General features: G+C 31.3%; 19 protein-coding genes. 5 read left to right on the top strand and 14 right to left on the bottom strand.

The annotated features are described in order from the left end of the window. Positions 1-92 precede the first annotated feature (92 nt). Genes ACSVH9_RS02325 through ACSVH9_RS02335 form a run of 3 tightly spaced genes read left to right on the top strand, consistent with a single transcriptional unit; the run spans position 93 to position 2,184 of the window. Positions 93-752 carry an SHOCT domain-containing protein gene (locus ACSVH9_RS02325; RefSeq protein WP_438062301.1) on the top strand — a complete coding sequence of 220 codons (660 nt, stop codon included), beginning with the start codon at positions 93-95 and terminating at the stop codon, positions 750-752. Positions 753-757: 5 nt separating this feature from the next. Next, the gene (locus ACSVH9_RS02330; protein ID WP_438062302.1) at positions 758-1,150 is read left to right on the top strand and encodes a DUF2752 domain-containing protein; all 393 of its coding nucleotides are present in this window, start codon (positions 758-760) and stop codon (positions 1,148-1,150) included. Continuing rightward, positions 1,147-2,184, top strand: coding sequence for a lysozyme inhibitor LprI family protein (locus ACSVH9_RS02335; protein WP_438062303.1), 1,038 nt, complete (start codon positions 1,147-1,149; stop codon positions 2,182-2,184). The genes ACSVH9_RS02330 and ACSVH9_RS02335 overlap by 4 nt, the downstream gene beginning before the upstream one ends. Before the next feature lie 177 nt (positions 2,185-2,361). On the opposite strand, the gene ACSVH9_RS02340 is transcribed toward ACSVH9_RS02335, so the two are convergent. Both ACSVH9_RS02340 and ACSVH9_RS02345 read right to left on the bottom strand, forming a co-directional pair. After that, positions 2,362-2,976: a recombinase family protein gene (locus ACSVH9_RS02340; RefSeq protein ID WP_438062304.1), complete on the bottom strand. Its 615-nt coding sequence runs from the start codon at positions 2,974-2,976 to the stop codon at positions 2,362-2,364. Positions 2,977-3,106: 130 nt separating this feature from the next. Beyond that, entirely contained in the window at positions 3,107-3,397 is a 291-nt protein-coding gene (locus ACSVH9_RS02345) for a hypothetical protein (protein WP_438062305.1), read from the bottom strand. 143 nt (positions 3,398-3,540) lie between these two features. Between ACSVH9_RS02345 and ACSVH9_RS02350 the strand changes: the two genes are divergently transcribed. Further along, on the top strand, positions 3,541-3,825 hold the full coding sequence (locus ACSVH9_RS02350) for a helix-turn-helix domain-containing protein (RefSeq protein ID WP_438062306.1): 285 nt from the start codon (positions 3,541-3,543) through the stop codon (positions 3,823-3,825). Between the two features lie 58 nt (positions 3,826-3,883). Continuing rightward, positions 3,884-4,273, top strand: a complete 390-nt coding sequence (locus ACSVH9_RS02355) for a hypothetical protein (RefSeq protein ID WP_438062307.1) — start codon at positions 3,884-3,886, stop codon at positions 4,271-4,273. 46 nt (positions 4,274-4,319) lie between these two features. On the opposite strand, the gene ACSVH9_RS02360 is transcribed toward ACSVH9_RS02355, so the two are convergent. The 12 genes from ACSVH9_RS02360 to ACSVH9_RS02415 form a co-directional block, all read right to left on the bottom strand. Then, the gene (locus ACSVH9_RS02360) at positions 4,320-4,751 is read right to left on the bottom strand and encodes a hypothetical protein (RefSeq protein WP_438062308.1); all 432 of its coding nucleotides are present in this window, start codon (positions 4,749-4,751) and stop codon (positions 4,320-4,322) included. Between the two features lie 27 nt (positions 4,752-4,778). Then, positions 4,779-6,074: a DUF2130 domain-containing protein gene (locus ACSVH9_RS02365; protein WP_438062309.1), complete on the bottom strand. Its 1,296-nt coding sequence runs from the start codon at positions 6,072-6,074 to the stop codon at positions 4,779-4,781. A gap of 119 nt (positions 6,075-6,193) precedes the next feature. Beyond that, on the bottom strand, positions 6,194-6,907 hold the full coding sequence (locus ACSVH9_RS02370) for a M48 family metallopeptidase (protein ID WP_438062310.1): 714 nt from the start codon (positions 6,905-6,907) through the stop codon (positions 6,194-6,196). Continuing rightward, positions 6,908-9,961: a type I restriction endonuclease subunit R gene (locus ACSVH9_RS02375; RefSeq protein WP_438062311.1), complete on the bottom strand. Its 3,054-nt coding sequence runs from the start codon at positions 9,959-9,961 to the stop codon at positions 6,908-6,910. Next, positions 9,954-12,458 (bottom strand): DUF262 domain-containing protein, encoded by a 2,505-nt coding sequence (locus ACSVH9_RS02380; RefSeq protein ID WP_438062312.1) that lies wholly within the window; start codon positions 12,456-12,458, stop codon positions 9,954-9,956. The genes ACSVH9_RS02375 and ACSVH9_RS02380 overlap by 8 nt, the downstream gene beginning before the upstream one ends. A gap of 7 nt (positions 12,459-12,465) precedes the next feature. Further along, positions 12,466-14,289: a DUF262 domain-containing protein gene (locus ACSVH9_RS02385; RefSeq protein WP_438062313.1), complete on the bottom strand. Its 1,824-nt coding sequence runs from the start codon at positions 14,287-14,289 to the stop codon at positions 12,466-12,468. A gap of 71 nt (positions 14,290-14,360) precedes the next feature. After that, positions 14,361-15,080 (bottom strand): hypothetical protein, encoded by a 720-nt coding sequence (locus ACSVH9_RS02390; protein ID WP_438062314.1) that lies wholly within the window; start codon positions 15,078-15,080, stop codon positions 14,361-14,363. Further along, positions 15,077-16,336: a restriction endonuclease subunit S gene (locus ACSVH9_RS02395; protein ID WP_438062315.1), complete on the bottom strand. Its 1,260-nt coding sequence runs from the start codon at positions 16,334-16,336 to the stop codon at positions 15,077-15,079. Before ACSVH9_RS02395 ends, ACSVH9_RS02390 begins: the two co-directional genes overlap by 4 nt. Further along, complete coding sequence (locus tag ACSVH9_RS02400; protein ID WP_438062316.1) at positions 16,330-18,765, bottom strand: type I restriction-modification system subunit M; 2,436 nt, start codon at positions 18,763-18,765, stop codon at positions 16,330-16,332. The genes ACSVH9_RS02395 and ACSVH9_RS02400 overlap by 7 nt, the downstream gene beginning before the upstream one ends. A 393-nt stretch (positions 18,766-19,158) precedes the next feature. After that, positions 19,159-20,010, bottom strand: a complete 852-nt coding sequence (locus ACSVH9_RS02405) for a hypothetical protein (protein ID WP_438062317.1) — start codon at positions 20,008-20,010, stop codon at positions 19,159-19,161. Positions 20,011-20,517: 507 nt separating this feature from the next. Beyond that, positions 20,518-21,174 (bottom strand): hypothetical protein, encoded by a 657-nt coding sequence (locus tag ACSVH9_RS02410; RefSeq protein ID WP_438062318.1) that lies wholly within the window; start codon positions 21,172-21,174, stop codon positions 20,518-20,520. Positions 21,175-21,766: 592 nt separating this feature from the next. After that, the gene (locus ACSVH9_RS02415; RefSeq protein WP_438062319.1) at positions 21,767-22,987 is read right to left on the bottom strand and encodes a DUF5131 family protein; all 1,221 of its coding nucleotides are present in this window, start codon (positions 22,985-22,987) and stop codon (positions 21,767-21,769) included. Between the last annotated feature and the right edge of the window lie 2 nt (positions 22,988-22,989).

Genomic DNA, 22,989 nt, shown 5'->3' on the forward strand with positions numbered 1-22,989 from the left:
TACTATAATTTTTTGTAGTAATTAAATTAGATATATAGTAAAAAAAACACCTCAAACTCCAAACATTTATTTCACTTTCATCACCTTTAATTATGATAAACAAACTAGACAAATTAAGAGAACTTAACGAATTGCTGAAATCTGGAGCTATTTCAATACAAGAATTTGAATCTCTTAAAAATGAAATAATCAATAGTAGTGATATAGTTAATAGTCCTCCGATTCAAGATGCAAAAAAACAAATTTATCAAGATGAAAACAAAGAAAAAATTAGTTTAAAGTCATTCAATGATAACAAAGGAATATTGATTATGGCTCCAGATATTCAATATGTTAATTTTAAAAACCTAACAGAAAGCGAAATAAAACTTTTAAAACCATTTATTAAAAAAAAACATATTTATGCTTCATTTGATTTTACAAATGACGAAAAAACTCTATTAAATAAGTTTTTTTCCCGTCTTGAGATTGAACAATTTAGCTCAGAAAGAGAAGGATATAATTTTCCTCTGTTTTCAAGTTGTTCATTTTTAAGTGCGGTTTTAGCAATTTTATTAATTAAAATTAGCCCCTGTATGATGTACTTTGGAGGAATTCCGTTAATAGGCAATAGTTTAATAATGTCATTATATGTAATTACAAGAGTTTCTGCAACGAAAAGTGATAAGACAACATCAGCAGTAGCTATTATTTTAGTAGTCTTTGCATTTGTTTATTTTGGTATTACATGGCAAGAAACGATGGGTAATTAATAGAAATGAATTATAAAACCAATTCTGAAACTTATTTTTATTTAAGTAAGATTATTTTTTTGATTTTTATAGCTTTATTTATTTACGTCATAATAATTAATACTTTAAATATTAAACTCGTATGTGATTTCAAAAGAATATTTGGTAAAGAATGTGTCTCGTGTGGATTAACAAGAGGTGTCTATCAATGTGTGAAATTTAACTATTCCTCCGCTATAATGCTTAACAAGAATTCTGTTTTTTACTTTTTGTATGCAATTTGGCACTTACAATTAAGATTTACAATACTAGTGATACAACATAAATTCATAAAATATGCAGAAAGAGAGATTCAATATTTTATTTTGATTGATTTGTGTTTTATTTTATTACCCATAATAATCTATTACTATATATGAATAAAATTGAAGAAATAAAGAAGATAAAAAAAATGCTTGAAGATGGATTGCTAACTGAATCAGAATATTTTTTGTTGAAATCAGAAATAATCAATACTACTACTCATATACAAAACATTGAAAATAGTTTGATAAAAACTACTGAGCCTCAATCAAAAGATAATACATCAAAAAAAGAGACGTCTACGAATTTGAATTTACCTATTGTAAAGCCACTTTACAGTAAAAAAGGTATAATATTGTTTACAGTCATTATTGCTGGATTAATTTTATTTTATCAATTGTATAATGTTGGTTTGATTAATTTTAATCACCAATCAGAAACAAATGATGATAGTACCTCAGGTTCCAAACAAATAGAATCTATACTAACCAAGCAAGAAAATCTATTAACAATAGATGAATGGTATAAAATAGCGGATTATAGAGCAAAAGAATTTTATGACTGCACAAATAACTTAGCGAATGATTTAGAAAGTATGGTAACTTATGAAAATTGTAGCAGACAATACAGGAATGCTTGGGTTACATTTCAACTTGGAATTGATGATAAAGCGAATTTAACAGATGAACAAAAGGAGAAGGTTAAAATATATTGGAAAAATACAGAGGACGGTATGTTAGAAAAAGTTACCAAGCTTATGGATGAAAACGAAAAAAAAGTAAGACCAACATCTGATAACATAGATTTTTCTAATGAAACACAGACTCTTAATAATGAATATGAATCGACTAATAGCACCGAAGAAGTAAATGACCTAAGTAGCAATATTAATTCAGCTGATGAACTTGAAGTTGTTGATAAAACATTGAATGACTTATACAAACAAGTCTTAGCAGTTTTAAATGAAACTGAGAAAACTGAACTAAGACAAAAGCAGAGAAAATGGATAAAATATAGAGATATTTCTTGTGAAGAAGAAACAAAAGATATGAATGGAAGTTTACATAATGCATTTTTAAATAATTGTCAAAAAGAGAAAACAGAGAAAAGGATTGAAGAATTAAGAGGCATCCTTCAATCTAAGCAATAGAACCTGAGTATTTTTTTCAAGAAAAAATTTCTAAAATATTTTTTCCAAAATCCTTCTCTTAAAATTTAATTCAAAAAATCTGTAAAAAATTTTTCAGAACACCATCGTACCCACACTTTACCAATATACCACCCCTCCCTCCAAGGGAGGTAACTGGAGGGGGGGACAAATTAAAAATTAAATCATAACCAAATTAACCATTATTTCTTTTACTTTTTTTACTGTATTTGGCGAAACATTTGTTAGGGTTCCAATTTTTCTTAATGATAAATTTGGATTTGCTTTTAGCTCTTTCACCACTTTTTTATGCTTTGCTAAAATTACATCATCCGATTCAAAGGTGTCTTTTTGACGCCCCTTGTATGCTCCCCTCAAACGAGCCTGAATTATTCCTTCTGCCTGTCTTTCAAGCAGAGAGGATTTTTCTAAACTCGAAAGCTCAGAAAGGATGGTAGTGATAAGATTAAAAACAGGATTTGCTTTACCGTTAATCATTGATTCTAGTCCTAAATTATCAATCTTAACAATAACCCCCTTGTCAAAGAAAAATTTTAATGTTTGTAATACGTTTATGGTTGACCTTCCAGCACGGTCGATTGCGTGGAAAGAAACGTAATTTATCTCCTCAGCTTCAACAGCCTCAATAAGCATTTTTCCAAAGGGTCTTTCAGCAAAGGGTATAGAACCGCTAACAATATCAATAAATAATTTTTCATCTGGGTGGGCTATTGCCAATTGGCGATAATTTTTTTGCCCACTTGTACTTTGTCTTATATATCTAGCTTTTTTCATAATTTGTTCTTTTTATGAGCAATATTAGGATGGTGTATTTTGCACGGTTTTTTTAATGTATTTATTGAGCTTTAGTTTTACATTGCCATTCAAGGTTAAAGTATAACCTAATTTTGCACAGGACTGAAGGTTACTTACCTTCAATCCAGTCCAGAATATCTACCAGCATATCGCAGTACACATCATTTACTTCTTTTATAGTTTCACCTCTTTTACTGATGAATGATATAGTGTACGTATCAATCCATTTTAATTGAATTCTAACTGTTCCTTTATGTTTGAAACCTGAACATTGGAATTGCAACCCACCTTGAAAATCTTTTGATTCTGGTAATGCAATGAAGTTTTTAGAACCATAAGCCATTAGAGCCCATTTGTCAGCATATTTAATTTGTTCAATGATTGTTTTAGCGATTTCCATCTTGTTCGATTTGTAAAGTGACACTTGATTAACACACTACAAAGTAAAGCAATATTTCATTAAAAAGCAAATAATGTTTTATTTTTTATTAAATAAATTAAGCCTTACTTGATTTATTTCCTATATTTGTAAAAAATATTAGAATGGCTATACTACGATTAAAGGAAATAATGACATTAAAGGGGATTTCACGGGATGAACTATCCTCAAGAGTTGATGTGTCACCAACAACTATATCAAATATATCAAGTGAGAAAAACTTACCAACGATTCAACTCTTATTAAAGATAGCTGAAGCTCTTGATGTTGATGTGAGAGAATTATTTGTATCAACCAAAGGAACTTCTGTTGCACAATCAGAAATTGAAGAGGCTACGGTTTTACTAGAAAAAGGGCTTGGGATTTTAAAAGGGAATCGCAATAATTAATTCTATTTATCGCAACATTTTGAATCTTTCAGATATTTATAAGTAAAGAGATATAAATATGAAAATTGAATTGCAAAATAGGAGAATAGTTGAAATCGAATCTTTTAAGATTGATAAAACTTATGCTGGATTAATAATTGGCAAACCAAATGAAGTTATTAATGAAAAAATTATTGATTTAATAAGTCATTCAAGTCTTTGGGGGAATCGCAAAGTCTTTATGAAAAAGATGGATATGTATGAATCAAATAATATCTTGAAACCAGTAATCTATTCTGCTTGGCTTACATCTTCAGGAATTCCAGATAAATCAAAGAATAAAGATGTAAGCTCGATAGTTCTATTATGGTTCGGAAACGATTCAATAACTAAATCAATTTCTGAGATTATCAAAGATGGTGTTAGTGACTTTGATTGGGATAAACATGCTGAGAATTTCAACTTTTAAATAAATAAATAAATGTACACAGTTGTGTTTGTGGAAACAATCTTTTCTATTCAAAAATTTTACCACTAGTTAATACTGAAAGTTTATTAAGAAATGTTTTGAAATTAGATGGGTATTCTTCTATTCCATTTGATTTTAATCTAAAATCATCTATCCAAATTTCACATTCCCAAGAAGTACCATCACAAATAAAATTATCTTGATATTCCTTTTCCCATGATTTGCAGTAACGAGAAATATACTTGAAAAAGTTAAGTTTTCTTTCCTCCGAAATTACTAAATCTGAATCAATAGAATCGGATTGAAAAATGGCAATATGTTCATATTGATAATCATATATGAATATTGGGTTTATATTGGAAATAGTTGCAATATCTCCTGTTTTAGCTCGATAAAGGAACAGCCCTTTTTTATATTCTAAAGAGTAACTTGACCCAAAGTAAGAACCTATACTAAATTCAAATTTTTTAATATTCATAAAACTTACTATTTTTAGTGAGTTAACTTACAGCTCATCAAACTTAGCTTTCATCGTAGGATTGCCATGCGTTAATTTTTTGATGGTTAAATCTTCTGCTTTTTGATTGGCTAAGCGAAGGTTATTATCGGATGATAAGAGCGCTTCTTTTGTTTTTTGTAAATGAATGATGGTTTTATCTATTTCATCAATAGCTGTTTGAAACTTTCTGCTTGCCAAATCATAATTTCTAGCAAATCCTTCTTTGAATTGATTGATTTTTTCTTCAAAGTTGGTGATGTCTATGTTTTGATTGCGTACTAAAGCTAATTCGGCTTTATATTTTAGGGAATTCATGGCTGCATTGCGCAATAAGGTAATTATGGGAATGAAAAATTGCGGGCGCACTACATACATTTTTGGAAACTTATGCGAAACATCTACAATCCCTGTATTGTAATACTCGCTTTCGGCTTCTAACATAGAAACTAAAACAGCAAATTCGCATTTTTTCTCGTTACGGTCTTTATCCAGTTCTTTGAAAAAGTCTTCGTTTTTCTTTTTAGTTGCTGTTTCATCGCCTTCATTTTTCATTTCGAACATGATGGAGATAATTTCATTTCCTGCTTCATCTGTTTCTTTGTAAATGAAATCACCTTTACTACCAGAACGTGCATCGTTATCTTTTTCAAAATAGGCATTTTGGAAAGCGGTAGCCCGTAATTTATTGAATTCTGTTTCGCAATGTTGCTCTAAAGATTCCCCTAACATTTTTGTAGACAGTTTGGCTTTCATGTCTTTTACACGCGCAATTTCTTCGTCTTTGTATTTGATAATGGCTTCTTTGCTTTGTAGCTCTGTATTGAATTGTTGTTTTAACGCGTTTTCTATGTTTTCTTTTTCTAACTCTTTGTTTTTTACTTCATTCAAAAGCGTATCACGTTCTTTTTCAATTTTTTGAACCGCTTCGGTAATGGCTAATTTTTTAGCTACTTCGGCATTTTCTAATTGTGCTTTTATTTGTGTAATCTCGTTGCTTTTCTCCGCTTTTACTTGCGCTACTTCTGCTTCTTTTTGCGCTAACTTCTGTGTTAGTTCTACTTCTTTTTCTGATTTTAGTTTCGCCAAAGCTGCATCTTTTTGCGCCAATTGTTCTTGCAAAGCACTTTTTATAGTCGTTTCTGCTAATTTTACAGCACTTTCTTTTTCTCGTTCCGCTAATTGTAAACGATTATGCAATTCTTCTTCAAACTGATGGTCACGAATTTGTTTCAAGATATCTACAAAACCAGCTTCATCAACTTTAAATGCTTTTTTGCAATTTGGGCAAATAATTTCGTTCATAATCCTTAATGTTATTTGATTATATATTCGTTGTGGTAAAATCTAAAGCTTTTGCTTTTTTTGTTAACGCCCTGTTTTGTAATTTATTACTGAAATCCTTGTTCCGTTATCTACAATCATCAATACCCCCACTCAGTATGGCTTACAGGCAATCTATTTAACTCTTCTTTTACTTCTCTCCAATTAGGCATGAATTGATTCATTAATGCTACAAATCGTGTATTATGATTGCGTTCCAACAAATGTGTCATTTCATGAACAATAATGTACTCAAGGCAATTGCTTGGTTTTTTTGCCAATTCAAGATTGACCCAGATTCGTTGTGCCTCAATATTACAAGTTCCCCATTTGGTTTTCATTTTTTTTACTCCAAAGTCCTTTACTTCAACTGCCATAACTTTTTCCCATTTTGTAATTAGTTTAGGAATCAATTCTTTAAGCTGTGCTCTATACCATTCATCCAAAATTTCTTTTCTTTTTGCAGTATCGGTCTCAGGTCTGATATACAGTTCAATTGTATTTTGTTTGAGTTTTACATTTGGAGTTGAGTTGTTTTCGATGACTTTTAGCAAATATCTTTTTCCTGAATAGTAGTGACTTTCTTTAGTTAGGTATTCTCTTGGTGCTTCTCGCTTCTGAGCTTTTATTTTAGTTTGTTGTTTCTTAATCCAACTTAATTTGGTTATTGCATAAATACGAATGGTATCCAAACTCATTCGCATAGGAGCTGCAATTTTTACCTGACCAAAAGGTGGATATACGCTCAAATGGACATTTTTTATATCCTTTTGAGTTACCTCAATTGTAATTTCACCAAGCTGTATCTCTTGCATTTAATATTCCTTTTGATTCACAATGATTTGGAAGATACGTTCTACTTCATCGTCATCATTTAATAGATTGAACAAGGCTCTTTTAATATTTCGCTCCTTTACTAAATCCCCTCTAAAATTATCTTGCTTACTATATTGCACTGCCTCATCACAAGCCATCGCTAAATCAACATCATAATTGAGATTGTTATATAACGCTCTTTGAGATTGGGTAGTAAGTATTTCTGGAATGTTATCTTTTTTACCTTCATTCACTTTCTTAGCCAATTGGGCGATTTTCGCTAGATAGTCAGCATAGGATAAAGCTTGGTCTTTTCTTTCGTTAATAATGGCAGTTAACAAAGTAGACATTTCTTCAAAAAATGCGGGGTCAATTAAATGGTCTCTTATGATTTTCTGACGCACATTGTTTTCTATGGTTTCTGCAACAGCTTGTTGATTGGATTTTATACCTTTTGGTAATGTATCTATTGCATCCGAAATTCCCGAATTTACAATCAAATCCAACAAAGGTATGTCTTCAAATGGTGATACAACAACCGATTCTTCAGCTTGGATATAATGGTCAATTAAATGACGCATATCGGCTTCGTATGTCTTTAAATCCAATGTTTCTCCGCTATGTATTCTGATTTCTTCTCGAAGCTTCAAATAGAAATCCAAACGTTTTTCGATATGGGCTATTTCCCTTTCGTTATATCCAGCTTCTTCCATTTCACCCGCAATATTGGCATAAGCTCTTATGAAAGCTACTGTGCCTTTATATAATGCAGTTCTTTGTGCTTCACGCTCCTTTAAATCGGTTTCTATCTCTGAATTACCGCAGAAGTAATGAAAGTACTCTAGTTGTCCTTTCGGTGGTGCTACAGGCTCGCAAATCATTTCTAATTCTTCCAAGGCATTGTCTAGTCTTTCTCTGCCCATCTTAAGACGGTCTTTCAATAAAACTTCACAATCTTCTTTTGTGAAAGTATCAGTATCTAGTTCTGAAGTATAAACATTGATGGCATCTGTAACATTATCAAAGAGGTTTTTATAATCCACAATATACCCAAAGGTTTTATCCTCGGTATCCAAACGGTTAACTCTGCAAATGGCTTGAAACAAAGTATGGTCTTGCATGAACTTATCAATGTATAAATAGGTACATGGTGGAGCATCAAATCCTGTCAATAATTTTGAAACCACAATCAGTAATTTCATATTGGCAGGTTCATCTCTAAACTTATTTTTTGCGTTGTCTTCATATGTTTCTGTTTTGGTTTGATTTCCATTAGCAGAAACTTTTTCTAACAATTCCGAATAAATCTTAAAAATATATTCCTTATCTGTTTCGGTGTTGGCTCCAGTATCTTCTGTGTTAATGTCTTTGGTTGCTGGGTTATATGAAGTAATAACTGCACATTTTCCTTTAAACTCAGTTCTATTGAAAAGTTCAAAATACTTGCAGGCTTCATAAATACTTGAAGCCACCAATAATGCATTTCCTTTTTCATTTAATAATCGAGGTTTAGTCCCAAAATCCAAAACAACATCACCCACCACTTTCTCCATTCTGGATTTGGAACTCAATACATTTTGCATGGTTCCCCATTTCTTTTTCAGTGCTGATTTTTGAAAATCATTTAATCCTTTAGTTTTGGCTTCAAACCACGCATCTACCTTGGCTGGGGATGCTAATTTTTGGTCAATATCTCGTCCTTCATAAACCAAATCTTTTACCACTTCATCTTCTACGGCTTCATTGAATTTGTACGTGTGGATATAGGAACCAAAAACTTCCATTGTTGTCTTCTTATCCTGTTTCAATAAAGGTGTCCCTGTAAACCCAATAAAAATTGCATTTTGCAACATAGTTTTCATTACTAGGTGCAACTTTCCGCTTTGGGTACGGTGACATTCATCTACAAAAACATATAATTCTCCAACGGTTTGTACTGGATTTTCTTCTAATTCTTTGATAAAGTCCTCAAAATTATCTTCACTTTTTTTACCAAACTTATGTACTAATGAGCATAACAATCTTGGTAATGGTTGCGTAAGTTGTTGTAACAATTCTTTTCCACTTCCTGTTCTTTTGATTGGCTCACCAGCATCATTAAACACCCGTTCTATTTGCTTGTCCAGTTCAGTTCTATCGGTTAGAATGATAACTCTAGCATTGGCGTTATTTTCTAAAATCCATTTAGCCAACATCACCATCATGATACTTTTTCCTGAACCTTGGGTGTGCCAAATAATACCGCCTTCTTTCTTTTTGATACGTTCTTGAGATGCTTTCAATCCAAAGTATTGATGAGGTCTTGGTAGCTTTTTAACACCAGCATCATACAAGACACAATTGAATATAATATCAAGAAATCGCTCTTTAGTGCATAACTTTTTTAAGTACTTGTCTATTTTAAGTTCACTATTATCTTGTTCGTCTTCCTTCCAATTGAGGAAGTACTTTTCTTTGGTTCCAATGGTTCCATAACGTAAACCTTGCGTATCATTGCCAGCCATTACAAACTGAACCGTAGAAAAGAAAGATTGAATAAAACTATCTTGTTGGTTGGTGATGTTTTGACGTATGCCTTCAGAAATTTCAACCAAACCCCGTTTTAGTTCTAATACTCCCAAAGCAATTCCGTTTACATAAATTACAATATCGGGACGTTTGTCTCTGTTTCCTTTTACGGTGACTTCCTCAGCAATGGCGAAATCATTGTTCTCCCAATTTTTCCAATCAATTAGCTGAACTGTTGTGTAATTGGTTCCGACATCTTCTTTCACAGGAATGCCGTATCGAAGCATTGCATATATCTTTTTGTTCTTTACATACAAATCATCGTTAAAGCTATCTGCTACTTGCTTGAGTTCGTATATTGCTTTGCTTAAGACCGTAACCGTGTAACCTTGTTTCAGTAAATAACTACCCAAATGACTTTCCTCAATATTGCTGTTTTTTTCTCGTTCTTCCCAATTGCCATAGTAGATATAGCCCAATTGCTCTTTGAATAATTTGACAATACGGTTTTGAGAAAGGCGTTCTATTTGTCCTATATTATTCATTAGGCAACTTGTTTAATTCTTCACAAAGGTTTTTAATAAAAACAAAGGTTAGGCTCTCATTATTTTTCAAAACACAAAAGCTTTTTGATTCATCATTCCAAGTAAAACTTTTATTTAAAAGGATTTCTTTTATTTTATCGGAGTACATTTCTATATTTTTATCACCAATGGAAATGTAGAAACTTACAGCGTATGAATCAATATCATTTTCTGACTTAACAATGTTTATTTCATAATTTTTATTTTGGAAGCACCAATCGTTAATAAATGCAAACGATAAGTCATCATAAGTAGTTATTTGTTCATGATTTACATTTTGAAATGGCAATAGTGATTCTTTGTTTTTATTTAAATATTCAAGATAAAAATTATATGAATACATTTCACGATGTCTATGATTTATTTGAGATTGCATCAATAATTGAATTTGAGAATCTGATTTAAAATACATAAATCCTTGATGACAGTATCTTAATAACTCAGGGTTTGTAACAAAATATTTTCTCCAATCATTTGGTATATTATTGCAAATATTATCTAATGAAAGTTCTAATCTATTTAAGTCGAAAAGAGGGTCGTCAAATACTGCCTTAACGAAATCCCTTTTCACTTTCCAATAGTCGTAATCAGAAGCTCCAATAGGAGTTAATCTTAACAATCTTTTCCAACTGTAATCCCTAAGGTTTTTTGATGTGTTTAAAAAGTTACTTCTATTGTAACTTGATGGGATTAAATAATCACCTTTGGTTAACACTGAACGCTCCCATATAAAATCTTCATTTTTTTCTGTACCAATTATATCAAAAGTAGCACTTGATTTACTAGCATAATTTATAAATTGATTGTAAAAAGAATCATTAGTTTCTTCATCCCAATTACAGTGTTCATTTAATTCATAAAAATTTAAAATTCCAGAAAACTCCAGTATAAAGGATATTTGCCCAGAAAAGTAGTGATGTTTTTCAGTATTTTCAATGGCATTTTTCCATGCATCTGAATGATTTATTAAAAATGCTTTAATTCTTTCTTCTTGAACTTGTCTTCCTAAATAAAAATCAATTTTGCAATTATCACTCACTAAATAACTTAAAATATCCTCGCAATTATTCGCTAAGTTGTTAATAGATTTAATTGCTTTTTCAGCTTCTTCAGCAGAGTTTAATTGTGTGTTTTCTGTAAGATTATATACAACTCGCATCCACTGATGCAAACCTGAATAATCATTAGGATTTTGTATTAAAAACTTTAGATAGGCATAAAAACGAATTCTTTCAGGCAATGATATTTTATGAGTGAGCACTCTCTCAAAAATAGTTTCTTCATCATAATAAAAGGAATCCTTTAAATGGGTTTTTATTTTATTATCGCCATTAACAAGCTTATCAAATGCATTTATTAAATACTTAATACAATTTGATGAAAGTGCATTTATTGTTTTTAATTTCTGATAGGAAATATATTCACTATCTACATTGGATTCGCTTTTGATGAGATATTTAAAGTTTTCTATATTTATTTCTGGCTCAATAGCATATTGATTTGAAATAATTACCCTAATGAAATTCATTAATTCATCATCATAATTATTCTCTTTTCCCGCTAGAGCTCTATACTGCCAAAATAAATTTGCCCATTTTGTATCAATATTGAAAGAAAAATATTCTTTTGTTTCTACTTTTTTCTCAGTCCCTTCAAAATCCAAAGTATAACTTTGTCTATCATCCGAAAATATTTTTTCAATATGCTGTTCTAATTTTGCTTTGAAATTTTCAAATGTTGTAAGAGGTTTTCCTCTTGAATTCATTTTAATATATAAATCCTCTGTTAATTTAAACTCTCCAAGGTCTAAGTATAGAAAAGTTATTATTGGATTAATAGTATCGGTTAATCTTTCAAAAAAATACGGTTTATCATAAAATTTATTATGTATGGAATCTAACATCGTTAGCATAGATTGAATAGTTGGGTCATTTCCCCATGACAAAAAATACCACCCACAATCTTTAATTGTCTTTGAAAGACCATTTTGTTGATGGTTGTCATTTGGTAATAAATTGGTAAAATCTATTGTGTTTTGCAATAAAGCATCGCAAAATTCACTTGAACTGGTTCGTGTTAAATAAGTGAATTTGGATTTATTATCTTTAACTAAAACCTCCCTGAAGTCTTCTATTTTTCCAGATATAGTAGCTAAATACCAATGCAATAAAAATAATGTTGTTAGTCTTTGCTGTCCATCTAACGGTATGAATTTTTCATTATTTTCTTCAATTTCAGTACTACCATAAATAAAATCTAAATCCCTATTAGGTATATTTTCTTCTAAATAGTCATATAAAGCTTGTAAAAACAAATCCCTCACTTCCCCTTTAGATTTTCTTCCTTGAGCATAATCTCTTTGAATTATTGGAATTTCAATTGCGTATTTATTTTCACTTAGTAGCTGATAGAATGAATAACGCTTACCTTCTTGTTTTGAATTTATAGTAGTGCTCATGCTTTTATTATGCCGTTGGTAAATATTCTTTTAATAACTTTTTTATTGACTCTAAATAATCTTTTGCATCGCTTTCTTTCCAGTACATTACATCCCCCATTTTTTTACTGTAATACTTTAAAAATAAATTTTTAGTGCAAATAGGAACAAAGATGCCGTTCATATCGTTTTCAATAATTCTTTTTCTTTTTATCGGGAACATTGCATTACCATAGCTTCTATTGGTGTTTTCATCCAACAAAGCAAGATTAGATATATTGTCATCTTGTTCAAAATCTGATTCTTTAAATTCAATGGTTAAATCATCATAAAGGCTTTTAAAATACTCAGCATCAATTTTTTCTTGTTCTAAAAGACATATTAATCGTCTTGCAAAATCTTTGTCTTTTTCGTTTAGATTTTCAATATGCTCTAATTGAATTTCCTTTGTTGTTTTATTGCTTTCTTGCCATAAAGTATCAGAATATCCTTTTTGTCCAGTCAAATATTCTAAAATATCTAAAGCCCAATCTTTAGCATTAGATTTATTTATTGATTTTTCTGTTTGAGATTTTACATGCTCAATATCCCAATTTTCTTCTTTGTATTTATCAAAAGGGAATCTCATTTCAGCTTTTTGTGTAGCAAGTATGGTTTGAATGTTAAAGAGTAACAAAGTCATTTTTATTGATTTATTATGGGTTGCTCCATACTCTAAATCATCAATGTCTATGTTTTGAAACATGTCTCGTATCTTTTGTTTTAGAAATGTTTTTTGCTTGGATTTGTTTAAACCATTTGAATCTGATTTTAACTTATTTATATCGTGGTTGTATTCAATCAAGAAACCAATTAAATGATACAAGTCTTTATCATTATACCATTCTTCTAAAATCAAGAAATATTTTTTAATTTTTAACCATAAAGGGTCTATGTTTAATGTACTGTTTTCCTCTCTGTTTTTCTCGAACTCTTTATGAAATTCATTAAAAGTAAAGAAGTCCTCATCATCTTTTTTCTTGCCTTGAATCAAATCAAAAATATATTCTATTCTGTTTTCATACGCTACTGAGTTTTTTGGACTATAAATGAAATACCAAAAAGAGTTGTCTTGCAATTTTTTTTCTATGATATCCCATTCGGTAGCAATTTGTAACTGTTTTAAACTTGCTTGTTGATGAAAATTTCCTTTTTGTAAAAACAATGCTTTCACAAGTTCTGCATTTGTTAAAGGGATTTTACCAATGTTGATACGAGTAAAAATATCTATAGGATTAGAATTACTATCGTTTACTTCATACCAAATAACTTTAGTTTTATTTATTAAAATAGATTCGAAATCATTTATTAGATTTTGTCTGGTAGAAAACCATGTTTTAATAGTTTCATAGGCCTCATAAATGAAGTGGTAATCTATATTTTTATCTTTTTCTGACGCGTTAATATTTGCCAGATATTCTATACTATCTTCTCTTGTTTTATAACTTAAAGAGAAAATAGGCTTTCTGAATTCCTCAGTAAATCGTTTATTAAAGTAGCTTAGGAGTATATAAATTGTAGTTAATCTTTGTTGACCATCAATTAGTTCCCATTGTTCAACATCTGATGTTTTGTTTAATGTTACAACAACGGGTTGCAAACAATAAAACTCATCTTTCACAGGGTTTTTTTCGCTAAATTCCCAAATGTCTTTTAATAATGCGGTTACTTGTTTTTCTGTCCAGCGATAACCTCGTTGGTAAGATGGAATAAAAAAACGTTTGTCAAGTAGTTCTCCTACAGATTTTAGGTTTAAGTAATTTATACAATTATCTACAATTGCATCTGCTTTTTTGATTTCTTCTAATTCCATATTCTTTTAATACTGTGGCTTTGAATTACTGCTTTTTTGATTTTGAATAATTAAACCAACTTTGTCTTTTTTTAATAACTCCTGCAAATGATAACAAATGAACTTTTACCACAATCAACATTTTTATCAATAATCTTATCAACTCCAACCTGTTTTGCGTGGATTTTAAAACAATCCTGCCAATCTTTATCTGTAGTAAAGAGTCGATTCTTCCCATCATTCATGTCCTGAACATCTTGAAAACCTAAATACATTAGTACAACGGGAATACCTTGATTGGCTAGCCACCATGCATGTGCAATACGGTTTGAAAGTTGATAACAATTATCTCGTGAAATAGCAACACCACTAAATTTCTTATTGATTTCGATATTTGCCTGTTCTATAGCTTTACCAATTTGTTTCTGATTTTCTTTTGTACCATCAGATTTAGTGTTTATATCATATGGTTTTCCCTTGCTTTCATTTTCTAATTCGTAAGAGTGTGCTTTTGCTTCTACTAAAACAATGCCTCGTTTACCGTTGATTGTACAAGTACTAATCAAATCCCAATTGGGAGTTGTTGCATCTTTGTATAGCCACCATTCAGTAATAGCCGTAGCTAGTTCAGGATTGAAGTTGTACTTCAAAAAATCATTTAACTCTGCTTCTTTATCATACCTGATGCTTTTAGGCATCCAATTATCATAAGTAGTTACGGTTGCTCCGCTTTTTTTAAGTAATCCATTTAAGATATTAAGAAAACTACTTGACTCAACCATTTTTAATATTGCATATTTACTCCCTTTCATACCAACCTCGTTTTTCCTGTTAACAATTCCTGCATCATCCCCAACTTTACTTTCTTGTATTTCTCTAGTTTTTGCTCTAAGGCAGTTATTTCGGTATCCATATCGTAAAGTATTTCGGCAATTTTGTTCTGTTCATTAATATTAGGTAATGATAACTCCCCGTTTAAAATATCTTTTGTACCTATGTTTGCTTGAACTCCAAGAGATGCTGAACCAATACAATATGTTCTCCAGCTTCTCATATTCGAAAGGGTTTTTAGAAAATAAGCGTTGACTTTTGTGTTATCAAGTCTCAATAAACCAACACGTTGATTAAGCAATAAAGTCTGATTTGTTTTTACTATTGCCATTCGGCCAATTAGATTTTTTTCGGGAGTTACATCTGTCATTGCAATTATTAAATCTCCATTTTTGATGTGAAAATTTTTAAGCACCGAAAAGTCCTCAGGTTTCCAAAAGTTAACCTTTGTTTCATCAAAATTAAAAGAACCATTTAACCCAATTTGTGCCATTGTGATTATTGGTATTCCAGATTTAACATATCCGATAGCAGAAAAGCCATAACCATTTTGAAAATTAATAATAACATCCCCCAACTTTTTCACTTCCCAACCTTCTTTGGGTTGCAAAAGTTGTTGCATAGCACCTTGTTTGATGTTTCTTTTTTTGGAAATGAGTTTTTCTAAACTCGTTATCAATGCATCGGCATCGGATAAGGCTGTGGCAATGGCGGTTTGTTCTTTAATTGAAGGAGGAACAATGATTGGTAATTTTTTTGCAATAGCTCCTGTATAACTTTGTTGTTTTGTTCCTTGACAATATTTAAAAGCTAGCTCATCTCCATATCTAACATAATAGTGATACAGATAAGGTGTTGTCAATACCCCTTTTTTTGGATAAAGTGCCATACATGATTGATTCGTGGTAGCTTTTATTCCCGTTATACCACAACTTCCTCTAGTTCCTGCTGCTTCTAAACCAGTAATTGCAAATAGAAAGGTTCCAATAGGCAAGATTTTTAAATTTGCGGCTTTAACACCTTCTATTGTAATTTTTTCAATGGTATCGGTTATAACATTATAATTTAGCTCACCACTGGTTATCCAAGGAATATCACCTTTGTAATAATCTGTAATTGCTCTATAAGGAGTTTGTCCACTTGAAAAACCATCAATAACATCAACAAATTCTTTCACTTCCCAATCCATTGGAATCACACCAACTTCAGTTTGTTTGTATCCTTCTTTCATTACCATACCAATCCCATTTTAGCCAAATGTGCATTTACTTTTTCTTCTAAGGTTTCCACTTCGTTTTTCAGTTGTGGCATTGGGTTGTCGTAGCGTTCTGCTAATTCTTTGATGCGTTGGGTCAAGGCTTGGCTCACTCGTTCCATTTCGGTGGTAATTGCAGTGGCAATGGTGTTCATCCATTTGTGGTCAGTTACCAAGGTTTTAATTTCGGTTTCGCTTAGCGTTGGGTATTTGGCAACTACTTTATTTTCTAATGCTTTCAAAGCTACTTTTAAGTCGGCATTTATCTTGCTGTCTTGTTCCAATAGCTTCAAATAGGTTTCGCAAACTTCAACTTCTTCTTTGGGTGCTTTTTCTGCCTTTTTCTCTTTGAGCAACTTGCTTACTTCGGCTTTGTTTATCTTGTCTAAATCGCCAAATAAACCACCTTCAGCTCCGTGTTCTTCTTCGAGTTCGGTTTTGGTGGCTTGCCCTTCTTCTTTTTTGGCATTCAAGGCATCAATAGCGTTTTGTTCTTTAGCAAAATAGTGAGCAATCAATAAAGTTGGTGGTATTAGTCTTCCTTCTAATCCATCCAAACCTTCCACGTCTTTACGAACGGTTTCTTTCTTACTGTTCTTGCTTTCTTTAACAAGGCGGTTTACTTCATTTCCAGCCTGCCATCCATCGGAAGCAATCACATAAATATCATCTTGCATGGTTTCGTTCCAGTAGCTCATGAGGTGTTGGTACACATCGTATTGGTCTATCAGAGGACGATTGTCATAAGCATGTAACAAGGCTTCAGAAATGCTTTGAATAACTTGTTTGGGCTTGCAACCCGCTTCTAAGTTTTTAAGTAATTCTGTGGTTTGGTTTTTCCATTGGTTGAAAACTGCATCTAAATCATTAGTAAATGCCAGAAACTCAGGATGTGAAAAAATGGCATTTTTGACCTCGGTATTAGCAACCCTTAATTGTGAATAATTTGGGTTTTCTGTTGGCACAAACAATTCGTTTTTAAGACTTGGATACACTTTCCAATACCCATTCAAGCTTTCAATATCGGCATTTGGAATCCCACCTTTTAGGTGCCCCAAAATATCTTGAATGTCCTCGGCTTCCTGACTGTCTATGTATCTTGGGATATTTAAATTGTAATCGTTTTTAGGGTCGGCAATTTCATCCATTGACACCATACGGCTGTACTTCGGCACTTCAATTTGTTTGTTGAATACATCCACAATCTTATGAATGTCTTGGTCACGAAGGCGGTTTTTGTTACCATCTTTCGCATAGCCTTTTCCTGCATCAATCATAAAAATACCTTTGCGCGTGTGGGCATTTTCTTTGTCAATAAAGATAATACAGGCAGGAATTCCAGTACCGTAAAATAAGTTGGGTGGCAATCCAATAATTCCTTTTATCAATCCCTTTTTGATGATGTTTTTACGGATTTCGCTTTCGGCATTACCACGAAACAATACACCGTGAGGCAAAATAATAGCTCCTTTACCAGTGCTTTTTAAAGATTTGATAATATGCAGTAAAAAGGCATAATCGCCATTCTTGTCTGGTGGTGTTCCAAAGTCTTGAAAACGTTTATAAATATCATTTTGCGCATCAACACCATTGCCCCAGTTTTTCAATGAAAATGGAGGATTGGCAACGCAATAATCAAATGTTTTTAGTTTTCCATCTTCTTCCCATTTTGGTTTAGAAAGGGTATTATCAGCCCAGATAGTTCCTGATGGTTTGTTGTGTAAAATCATGTTCATACGAGCCAAACCAGCCGTTGCTGTTTCTTTCTCTTGTCCGTATAAAGAGATTTCTTTTTCGGCTTCATCAGCTACCTTCAAAAGTAGGGAACCAGAACCACAGGTTGGGTCATAAGCGGTTGTTTGAGCCGTACTATTGTCATTGTTGATTCCAAGAATCTTAGCTAAAACCTTGCTTACTTCCGATGGTGTGTAGAATTGTCCTTTCGATTTTCCGCTTTCAGTAGCAAAGTGACGCATCAAAAATTCATAGGCATCACCCAAAATATCATCGCCTTCAGCTTTGTTCTTGCTAAAATCGAGTTCGGGTTTATTGAAAATCAGAATCAGTTTTGATAAGGTATCAATCATTTCCTTGCCACTACCCAATTTGGTTGGGTCATTAAAGTCTGGGAAATCTTGAAGTTGGTTAACCTCTTTTAAAGGATTAAGGATTTTCTTGTTGATGTCATCACCAATGGTTTCTTTTCCAACCAAAGCCACCATGTCATTGAAACTAGCTCCGTCAGGAATCAAGAGCGGTGCATACTTATCGCCAGCATACTTATCGGAGATGTACTTCACAAACAACATCGTAAGTACATAATCTTTGTATTGAGAGGCATCCATTCCTCCACGTAATTCATCACAACTAGCCCAAAGTGAGCTATATAATTCTGATTTTTTAATTGCCATAGTGTATTAAAAATTCGTTTTTCAACTTTAAAGTTATCTTGAAAAGATGAAATTATAGGGGTTTATATTTTGGTACAATTTACCACAAAACAAAGAAGTGGCTGATGTAAAAATAATTTTTTTTAGAAACATTCCTTAATTAATTTAAGCTATTATCAAGCATTTTTTTTAAGACCATAGCAATCATCTTTTTAGAAAATAGTGAAAGGTCTGAGTACTAATTGATATATAAATTTCGTAATCAGGTAGCTCGGTTTTTGGATTGTTTCTATCCTATAGTAGATTATAAATAATTGTACCTTATTATCGGATTTACCAAATTTTGCAGATGCAAATCAACTTTCCATTAAGCCAATTACCTAAATCTGTTGTATTAGCTGTTTGGTAAAGTGATTATTTCAAATCTAATCTACTTTGATTATCAGTTTTTGAAGTATGCTCCAAAACTTGTTCAATAACATAACTATTCTGGTCAACTATATAAGTTTGTAAATCCTCATCATAAGTTCTACTTCTCGCCAAAATCACTTTAAAAGTGTCTCCTTTCATAAATGCCTCACTATTAAGTTTAGTTATGAAATTAGAATCTTTTATTGATGCTTTAATTGGATATCCACGAAAAATGAAAACCCATTTTGCATTACCTTCAAAATGTATTGTTTTTACAACTAATGTTGCTTCATCTCTAATTATATCTTTTTTGGGTTCGTGTACAATTTCGATTTGTTCTTTTCTGTTTATAATATTTGCAAATTGCGATTTAGGAATATTGATAATTTCTTTGTCGTTCTTATCTATTTTCAAATCTGTAATATTTTTATCTTCATTAACAACTATGAACGATTGCTTAATTTTTTGTTCCACGCTAGTATTTTGGTAAATGTTGTAAACATTATTTACGATTTCGGGTTCAATATTTTGTTTTTCTAAAAGCAACTTTATTTCTTCAAGTGTTTTATCTTCTTCTGGCTTTGTTAGATAATAGAGTAAAAGACCTGCTAAAGTTGATACAACGATTGTTTCAAAAGATTTAAGCAGTATTTTTTCATACTTTGGTGAAATTTTTATTTTGAAACTTCCTTTTTCTGGTGGCGATACTTCAATAATTAAATCGTCACTAAAATAACCTAATTGATTATTAATGCTATAAATTAAGTCTTTGTAAATTTCAAGAAATTCAGTTAAAGTATCAACTTTAATATTTCCATCGCCTCCGAATTTTATAGTTATTTGATTATTAATCATAGTTTTGGTTGGTTCATTTCGCCTAGCAACTAGTTTTGACGGTAAGTTATCAAAGAAACCATTCTTTAAGTCTGAAAACAATACCCAGATTTAGTGATATTTAGAAAAAAGAAATTTGCTAATATTTCAAAATTTTATAAAAATGGAAAATTAATAACTGATAAAGTAGGCAACGATATCTTTTATTAAGAAGTTAGAGTGGATAGGAAGTTAGTTTAGAGCTAAGAAATAAATGAGTGATTTTATTGGTTGAATAATTTTATTTTCAGAATTTGTTGAGAGTTTGAACACAGTATCATGTCAGGAGCTTATTTTTTTACTAAAGAGTGCTTTAGAAGGGCTGTAATCGATGATTGTAAATGTCAGGTAACAGAAGGTTTACAGGTATATCTGAACACTTTTGGTACATATAAAAGGGGGTAAATTTAAAAAAAGAATCAAAATTTTAGTATATCAACGGGGGAGGTCTATTATTAAGATTATAATAATTATACATTTTTATTTTATTTATTGGTTGGCAATCATTTTTTGAAATCTCTTATATTGCTCATCAGAAATTAAAATTCCTTTGTGGTATTCTTTATTTTTATTTAAAGCTGTACCAGAGAAATAGTAATTGAAATCTTCAAATCGGACTTTGGGTGTTGGAAAGTTTTTTTGAAATTCTTTGATATCAATTTCATTAAAATTCAATAAACTCATTACTTGTTCAATATCAATAATATCGTTGTCATGATATAGTGGTATCGATTTGAATTCGTTTACTTCAAAAGCTGGAGTTTCATAAAATTCTGAATTTAATTCTTCAATGGATTTCTCATTTGCACAGTCAATTTTATTTGTTTTTTTATCTGGAAGTAAAAAACTTTCCAGCAAATCAATGTTAACCGTTATTTCATGTCCAGAGGTACCCGTTCTCTCATCGTAATCTTTAATAGCCGTGAAGAAATCAAATTTGTTTAATGTTGTTATAACTGACCTCATTCCCCCATATTTCATTCCGAACTTTAAAGCTAAGGTGTTATTCGTTTCGAAACAGATTTTCCCATTCTCTTGCCACCCAATAATGTAGGATACAAATAGTTTTTGCGTTGAAGATAGTTTTTTTGTAGCTAGTAAATTGTAGTTTACTTTAACGAAGTTTTTCATTTGTTTTTTTTTCATAATTGTTTACTATTTAAATTGTTTTTTTTTTTTTTTTTTTTTTTTTTTCAGTAGGAGGTGTTCTTTTGACAGCAATACATGTTGCTTTAACAACTGTGAATTGTGTTTAAAGAACAGGGTATTTTGTTGGAGCAGTAGCAGGGATGTTGAATAAAGCTCTATCTATTAGATTATTATTAAATTAAAATAAGATTAAATAATAGAATAAAATAATACTAATTACTAGATTGATATTCAGTATGTTAATATTGATTAATTTATTATTTTATTATTTTATTATTTTATTATTTTATTCTTTATTTTCTTTTAGATTTTTATCAATTACTAAACTCAATCTGATTCATAACAGTAACACTTCAACGGATTTAAATTGCGAAGCAAGTAACCTTATCGAAATTGATTAAAAGAAAACAAACTTCAACTCAATATCCTGTGTAGCATTTGTCTTTTCCTTGTCTAAAAGAATAATATCAACGTTGCGGAGCTTTGCTTTTTTTTAATCAAAAACATATCTCAACTAAAAGAAAAAGTTTTAGCTCCGCTCAATTGCCACCCCCAATTCCGCTCACCCCCTCCAAAAATTCTGCTTATTTTAGAACATTACTTTATAAGCCTTTTGAGAATATTTTCTAATTATCGATTTAGCTAATTTCATTTTATGAGGTATTTTATGAAATTCTGAATCATGACCGTGAGGTGTTTTTTTAATATTTAAAGAAGAATTTTCAAGTACCATTTTAGCTCCATAGTAGAAATCATATAGTGCTACGCAAAAAGGGTCGAGTTCAACTGATTTCTTTGTGATTATTTCATTTCTCCTGACAGGTACTTTTTCATAAGCATTAAAATATCTTAGATTCATCAATAAATCTATTTCTTCATCGTTGAAATTCATGTTTCTTAATATTTTTTCATCAAGATACATACGTTCTAATCCCTCAGTATATGGGAAATCATCATTTAGGGTAGTTGTTGTTTTAAACATTTTATAAAATTTAATTGGTTGGTTTTTTATTGGAAATTCTCTAATCAACAAATCATCAGGAATCGTTTGGATTTTGTCAATTTGTTTAAAGAAAAAAGGAACATTTTTTTTCTTGCAATCATCTCGGAGTATTCTTCCCCAATCTGTATCAAACGGTCTTTTTCCATGTCCGCTTTCGCCACCGTTGATGACCCAATCAACTAAGTCTAATAGGACTCTATCAGTACCATCGTTAGCTTTAGCCATTAAATCGATTTTTTCTAATTGTGGTTCAACCGAAAGAAATCTTTGACCATTAACCTTTGATAGCTGAACGATTAGTTTATCAGCTGTCTCTTGGTTTACTGGTGAAGTACCAAACATTACGTTCTTTGGAGGATTATTTTTCCAACTCTCAGGAATGTATTTGTTGATGTTTGACGGTCTTTTGGTCAAGAGTAAGAACATCAGATTAGGTGAATTCGGAACCACTTCATTGAAGAATTTATCTCTCAACTGTCCTGTGTTCCAGAATTCATTTTCTTCTTCTAATAGAGGCTTACCGTTGTGGTCAACCAAAAGCATTGGTTTTTCGAAGATATCCATCATTGACCCAACAAAAACTCTATGAACCTCGTTGAGTTTTTTTGCCTGCTTTTGAAATTTTTCAAATTCAGACCAAACATTTTTAATTATTCTTCTGGGTTTATCGTTACCCCAGACATCATGTCCATATCTCTTAGATTGTAATAGGGCGAAACATAGTTGGCACCCGTCATGAACTTTTGTGCATCCCCACCACAAATTGGCAGTATGATTACACCATTCTATTTTGCTATTTTCAGCCATAA

This window comes from Flavobacterium sp. RSSB_23 (genome assembly GCF_051547145.1).
In the GTDB taxonomy this organism is placed as follows: Bacteria; Bacteroidota; Bacteroidia; order Flavobacteriales; family Flavobacteriaceae; genus Flavobacterium.

Excerpts from the sequence above, each read along its gene's own strand:
- ACSVH9_RS02325 (WP_438062301.1), top strand. The coding sequence starts at position 93 with ATGATAAACAAACTAGACAAATTAAGAGAACTTAACGAATTGCTGAAA.
- ACSVH9_RS02330 (WP_438062302.1), top strand. The coding sequence starts at position 758 with ATGAATTATAAAACCAATTCTGAAACTTATTTTTATTTAAGTAAGATT.
- ACSVH9_RS02335 (WP_438062303.1), top strand. The coding sequence starts at position 1,147 with ATGAATAAAATTGAAGAAATAAAGAAGATAAAAAAAATGCTTGAAGAT.
- ACSVH9_RS02340 (WP_438062304.1), bottom strand. The coding sequence starts at position 2,976 with ATGAAAAAAGCTAGATATATAAGACAAAGTACAAGTGGGCAAAAAAAT.
- ACSVH9_RS02345 (WP_438062305.1), bottom strand. The coding sequence starts at position 3,397 with ATGGAAATCGCTAAAACAATCATTGAACAAATTAAATATGCTGACAAA.
- ACSVH9_RS02350 (WP_438062306.1), top strand. The coding sequence starts at position 3,541 with ATGGCTATACTACGATTAAAGGAAATAATGACATTAAAGGGGATTTCA.
- ACSVH9_RS02355 (WP_438062307.1), top strand. The coding sequence starts at position 3,884 with ATGAAAATTGAATTGCAAAATAGGAGAATAGTTGAAATCGAATCTTTT.
- ACSVH9_RS02360 (WP_438062308.1), bottom strand. The coding sequence starts at position 4,751 with ATGAATATTAAAAAATTTGAATTTAGTATAGGTTCTTACTTTGGGTCA.
- ACSVH9_RS02365 (WP_438062309.1), bottom strand. The coding sequence starts at position 6,074 with ATGAACGAAATTATTTGCCCAAATTGCAAAAAAGCATTTAAAGTTGAT.
- ACSVH9_RS02370 (WP_438062310.1), bottom strand. The coding sequence starts at position 6,907 with ATGCAAGAGATACAGCTTGGTGAAATTACAATTGAGGTAACTCAAAAG.
- ACSVH9_RS02375 (WP_438062311.1), bottom strand. The coding sequence starts at position 9,961 with ATGAATAATATAGGACAAATAGAACGCCTTTCTCAAAACCGTATTGTC.
- ACSVH9_RS02380 (WP_438062312.1), bottom strand. The coding sequence starts at position 12,458 with ATGAGCACTACTATAAATTCAAAACAAGAAGGTAAGCGTTATTCATTC.
- ACSVH9_RS02385 (WP_438062313.1), bottom strand. The coding sequence starts at position 14,289 with ATGGAATTAGAAGAAATCAAAAAAGCAGATGCAATTGTAGATAATTGT.
- ACSVH9_RS02390 (WP_438062314.1), bottom strand. The coding sequence starts at position 15,080 with ATGAAAGGGAGTAAATATGCAATATTAAAAATGGTTGAGTCAAGTAGT.
- ACSVH9_RS02395 (WP_438062315.1), bottom strand. The coding sequence starts at position 16,336 with ATGGTAATGAAAGAAGGATACAAACAAACTGAAGTTGGTGTGATTCCA.
- ACSVH9_RS02400 (WP_438062316.1), bottom strand. The coding sequence starts at position 18,765 with ATGGCAATTAAAAAATCAGAATTATATAGCTCACTTTGGGCTAGTTGT.
- ACSVH9_RS02405 (WP_438062317.1), bottom strand. The coding sequence starts at position 20,010 with ATGATTAATAATCAAATAACTATAAAATTCGGAGGCGATGGAAATATT.
- ACSVH9_RS02410 (WP_438062318.1), bottom strand. The coding sequence starts at position 21,174 with ATGAAAAAAAAACAAATGAAAAACTTCGTTAAAGTAAACTACAATTTA.
- ACSVH9_RS02415 (WP_438062319.1), bottom strand. The coding sequence starts at position 22,987 with ATGGCTGAAAATAGCAAAATAGAATGGTGTAATCATACTGCCAATTTG.